The organism is Sulfurospirillum sp. MES, assembly GCF_000789415.1.
GTDB lineage: Bacteria > Campylobacterota > Campylobacteria > Campylobacterales > Sulfurospirillaceae > Sulfurospirillum > Sulfurospirillum cavolei.
In genome coordinates, this window is sequence record NZ_JSEC01000027.1 from 1 (window position 1) to 4,564 (window position 4,564).

Here is a 4,564-nt window from a genome sequence, read left to right on the forward strand (position 1 = left end):
ATTGTCCATGCCCATAAAAAAGCTCCGTATAATCGTGTTTTAGTCGACTAAATTATACTTAAAAGTGCCTATTTATGGGCTTTTATAGATCGATTAATCTTTGAAATCTATGTGCGAAAGTTGAGATGTTTATACGCGATAAAATACTCCCAACCGCGTGTAGAATCGTCCAGCCTCACCAACGTCCCGTTGATTAAACGCATAATATACGCATAGGGCAACGAGGGGATATAGACATGTAAATGCGAATTGGGATCGCGATGCGCAAGGCTGATCTTTGCCGCATCGTCGGTTTCGTAGGTTGACTCGAGGGCATACATGTAAGAAGGGAACAGCCCTAAAACAAAGCAGATAAGGCTTTTGGCAAGCATTTTATTCAAGTTTGTATCCGATCCCCGAGAGATTGACGATAATGTCTTTGGGAAGCTTGTTGCGTAGGTTTCTCACCAAAGAGCGAATCGCATCGTCGGTCATTACCGCATCGCCCCAAACGTAGGTTTGAAACTCTTCGTAGGTAACGATACGGTGTTGGTTGTGAAATAAAAGTTCCAAAAACGAAATCTCTTTTTTGGTGAGCGTAATACTCCGGTTTTCGTAAGTCAAAATTTTTTGATTCCAATCGTAACCGTAGCCTTGCGGCAAATCGTGACGGTCGTTACCGGTGCCTAGTTTTGCACAACATTGTTGCAAAATAGAGAGCATTTTTTCAAAACGGATGGGTTTAACCACGTAATGTTCGATGTGCATATTAATCAACGGTAGCAGATACTCTTGGCTTGTGTATGCCGTTAAAACGACGATGCACGTATTGATCTCTTTTTTACGAATCGTCGTAATCAACTCCACGCCGTTCATGATCGGCATTTCAAGATCGGTCATAATAATATCGGGAGAAAACGTTTTGAGTATTTCCAACGCTTCTAGCCCGTTGGAGGCTTCTTTGATCTCATGAACGATATAGCCTAAAGCGTTGGCGATATGCTTACGGATGTTCTCTTCGTCTTCGACAAACAAAATGTTTAAATGTTTCAGCGGATTTGTGTCATTACGAACCTTTATTCTAGCACTGAGATTATATACCATTTCACATGTAAGTCTTTTTGGTAGTCTCAATATGACACAAAAAAATGGCGAAAAAATGGCAAAAGCAGATCAAGCGAAGCTGAGGGGCGACGTGAAGGCGTTTGGGTAACGCAAAAAAACAAAAAGAAGAGGGCATACAGCCGCTCTCCTTGAAAACCTTAGAATTTATAGTTGGCTCTAAAGCGATACTCTTCGGACGTAACGTTGGTATTGACGCCTGCGGCGTTACGTTTGTCGTTGTCCTCTTTTTCATATTGTAAAGAGAGGCTAAAGCCTTTTAACGCGCCCTCAAAAGCGTAGGTAACGTCACATGCGGTATTTTTCCAATCGCCGCTGGTTTGAGCGATACCTTGCGTATAGCCTTGGTCGTTATCCGCGTACAAGACAAACGCGCTTAAACCCGTAACGCCGATTTTGCTAAAATCGTATGAGATTTTACCCATATACGAATCCGTATCGCGTGCGTAGGTGTGCGCTGACGTTAAGATACTTCCGGTATAGGTACTATCCGCACCGTTGCCGACACCCGCAATTAAGTCGTCGCTTTTATCCGACGTTGCCGCGGCAACGCTGATACCGAAACCCGCAAGGTCGATGATGCTGACGCGACCGCCGAAATAGCTACCTTCTAAGTTGAGGTTATCGAGCGCGGAGTCGGTGCGAGACGTACGATACATCGCGTCAAATCCTAATTTAAAACCGTTTAGCGGAAGAACGTAGTTTGCCTCGGCATGGTAAAGGCTAACGTCGCCTAAATGCGCAACGTCGTTTGCCAATGCGTATTGAGCGGTTAACGTCAGTCCCGTAATCGATTTGTTAATCACTCCGGCACTGTAAGCATCGTCGATAAACGCTTTGCTCACGCTTCCGCCTTTACCGACGGAGAGGGCATACGTTTTGGTAAAATCGCCGATATCCCCGACGTCGCTAGCGTCGGCTAGCGTACTGGTTCTGCCTTGAAATTTGTTGACGTAAGCGGCGATCAACGTCGTTGAAGGAAGATCCGTATTGGTTAAGACGGCACCTTGGAAAGCCTCTTTGACGATGCGTGAACCGCTACCGCTAACCAACGGCGTAGAGATAAATTGGCGACCGATTTTAAGGTCGGTTTTTCCAATCGCATAGCCGATATAGGCTTCGGATAACATAGCACCCGAACCGTACATGTCACCTTTGAAAAGATCTTTAGAATCACTGTCCGCATACGGCGCATAATTGGATTGCATCGTTGCTCCAAGACGAAATCCGTAGAACGTGTCCGTTACGTAGTTCAAAACGACGGCGGTATTGAAAATATCTTGATGCGACGTCGTTCCATTATCTCTATCGAAATACCATGCACGAAGTTCTCCGCCTACCTTGCCGTTTTTAAACGCATCGGCAAGCGTATCGGCGGCACAAAGAGAAGAGACTACACCCACAGCCATAAGGGCAACCAAACTGTATTTGGCACTTTTCATAAAACACACTCCTTAAAATAAAATGAATGACAAAGGTAATATACAGAAAAAAAATGATGAAAAAATGTAAGAACACTTTTTCTCGATACGCTTTTCTTTTAACATGTAAGGCGGATGCGTCGGATAAGAGCATCGGCGTTTGGGGTATGCGCGTATCAAAAACGTACGGTAGTTTAAAGTGCCAAAGGGATTTTAAAACGATTTTTTCGACAAACGGCTTTGGCTCGATACGGATACGCTACGATGACATGTAAGCACGGTATGCCTTGTTTTTGACTTTTTTTGCACTATACGTCAAATTTTTTACGCGTTTTTTTTTCTACGGAACACTCTATGCAATATCTCGTTCGAACAAAAACTCACACAAGGAGAACACAATGTCAGAGCTTCGTCAAATTGCCTTCTACGGCAAAGGTGGTATCGGTAAATCAACCACTTCACAAAATACACTTGCCGCAATGGCACACTACTTCGGTAAAAAAATTCTTATCGTCGGATGTGATCCTAAAGCGGATTCAACACGTCTTATCTTGCATGAAAAAGCACAATGTACGATTATGCAATTAGCATCAGAGGTCGGTACGGTTGAGGATTTGGAGCTCGAAGACGTATGTAAACCGGGTGCGGCAGAATTTCACCCCGATGATACGACGATTACGGAAGGTTACATTATGTGTACGGAATCTGGCGGACCAGAGCCGGGAGTCGGTTGTGCAGGTCGCGGTGTTATTACGGCGATTAACTTTTTGGAAGAAGAGGGTGCTTACGACGAAGAACTCGATTTCGTTTCTTACGACGTACTCGGCGACGTTGTTTGCGGCGGATTTGCGATGCCGATTCGTGAAGGTAAAGCACAAGAGATTTATATCGTTATGTCAGGCGAAATGATGGCGATGTATGCGGCAAACAATATTTCTAAAGGTATTTTGAAATATGCCAACACCGGCGGCGTGAGACTTGCAGGACTTATTTGTAACGCTCGTATGACGGATCGCGAGTATGACCTAGCCAAACACTTGGCAGAGCAAATCGGAACGCAAATGATTCACTTCGTACCAAGAAGTAACCACGTTCAACGTGCAGAGCTTCGCCGTATGACGGTTGTTGAATTTGCCGACAAATCCGACCAAGCGTTCGAGTACAGAGAATTAGCGCGCAAAATCATCGCCAACGATCTTAAAGTGATCCCTAAACCGTTAGAGATGGACGACCTTGAAGCACTCTTGATGGAATTCGGTTTGGAAGAAGAAGTCGAAGCAGACGCTATCGGCAAAAAAGCATCAGCTTAATTTATACACTAGATACATACAAGGAGCACATTATGTTTATTTGCGGATACCACTTCCCTGCCTCTATGGGAAATAAAATTAGTCATGAGCAAGTTGTTGAAAGAGTTACGGCTGAAGCGGGCGATCTTTCCGATGTCAGTTATGCAGTCCTTATCTCTGAAAACCGTGACGGTGTCAAACAAGAAGACCTTAAAGTAGAAAAAGGTTCTTTCCTTTTTACGGCACTTGCAGACTATTATAAAAAGTCTGACATCGAGGGTGAATATAAAATGATTTATTACACCAACAAATATCAAATGAGTGAAGTTTCAAAAGCGGTTGACGGCGAAAAAACGGCGGCTGTTTGCAAAAAACTCGATGATATGCTTCTTTATAGAGTTAAAGTCGCTTAATCGCGATAGCTCTCAAATCAGTTAAAGGAAAGAGCCATGACGACAGAAACATTGCTAAGTCAGCAACAAGCCGTAATCGCGGAAGTGCTTGAAGCCTATCCGGATAAAGCCAAAAAAAGTAGAGCCAAACACTTGGGCGTTGATGCGCCCGATGGTGTTAAAGGTGCATGCGATAGTACCAAAAGCAACAAACAAACGATTCCGGGCGTCATGTCTCAGCGCGGCTGTGCGTACGCGGGAAGTAAAGGCGTCGTTTGGGGACCGATCAAAGATATGGTTCATATCAGTCACGGTCCTATCGGTTGCGGTCAATACTCTCGAGCCGGAAGAAGAAACTATT

6 protein-coding genes are annotated in these 4,564 nt (G+C 44.4%); 3 read left to right on the forward strand and 3 right to left on the reverse strand.

Translation table 11 applies throughout. The features are described 5' to 3' along the window. Nucleotides 1-107: 107 nt before the first annotated feature. The 3 genes from OA34_RS12995 to OA34_RS13005 all read right to left on the reverse strand — a co-directional run bounded on the left by OA34_RS12995 (nt 108) and on the right by OA34_RS13005 (nt 2,543). Entirely contained in the window at nt 108-380 is a 273-nt protein-coding gene (locus OA34_RS12995) for a hypothetical protein (protein WP_039676086.1), read from the reverse strand. Further along, nucleotides 373-1,083 carry a response regulator transcription factor gene (locus tag OA34_RS13000; protein WP_286683058.1) on the reverse strand — a complete coding sequence of 237 codons (711 nt, stop codon included), beginning with the start codon at nt 1,081-1,083 and terminating at the stop codon, nt 373-375. The genes OA34_RS12995 and OA34_RS13000 overlap by 8 nt, the downstream gene beginning before the upstream one ends. A 158-nt stretch (nt 1,084-1,241) precedes the next feature. After that, nucleotides 1,242-2,543 carry an OprD family outer membrane porin gene (locus OA34_RS13005; protein WP_039676088.1) on the reverse strand — a complete coding sequence of 434 codons (1,302 nt, stop codon included), beginning with the start codon at nt 2,541-2,543 and terminating at the stop codon, nt 1,242-1,244. Between the two features lie 377 nt (nt 2,544-2,920). On the opposite strand from OA34_RS13005, the gene nifH reads away from it, so the two are divergent. The 3 genes from nifH to OA34_RS13025 all read left to right on the forward strand — a co-directional run. Further along, nucleotides 2,921-3,832 (forward strand): nitrogenase iron protein, encoded by a 912-nt coding sequence (nifH, locus tag OA34_RS13015; protein WP_039676092.1) that lies wholly within the window; start codon nt 2,921-2,923, stop codon nt 3,830-3,832. A gap of 32 nt (nt 3,833-3,864) precedes the next feature. Further along, nucleotides 3,865-4,224: a hypothetical protein gene (locus tag OA34_RS13020; RefSeq protein WP_039676094.1), complete on the forward strand. Its 360-nt coding sequence runs from the start codon at nt 3,865-3,867 to the stop codon at nt 4,222-4,224. Nucleotides 4,225-4,260: 36 nt separating this feature from the next. Continuing rightward, on the forward strand, nt 4,261-4,564 hold a 304-nt coding region (locus OA34_RS13025; protein WP_039676096.1), incomplete at its 3' end, for a nitrogenase component 1.

What these genes read in the sequence shown, in the direction of transcription:
- OA34_RS13000 (WP_286683058.1), bottom strand. Translation starts at nt 1,083, where the DNA reads ATGGTATATAATCTCAGTGCTAGAATAAAGGTTCGTAATGACACAAAT.
- OA34_RS13005 (WP_039676088.1), bottom strand. Translation starts at nt 2,543, where the DNA reads ATGAAAAGTGCCAAATACAGTTTGGTTGCCCTTATGGCTGTGGGTGTA.
- nifH (WP_039676092.1), top strand. Translation starts at nt 2,921, where the DNA reads ATGTCAGAGCTTCGTCAAATTGCCTTCTACGGCAAAGGTGGTATCGGT.
- OA34_RS13020 (WP_039676094.1), top strand. Translation starts at nt 3,865, where the DNA reads ATGTTTATTTGCGGATACCACTTCCCTGCCTCTATGGGAAATAAAATT.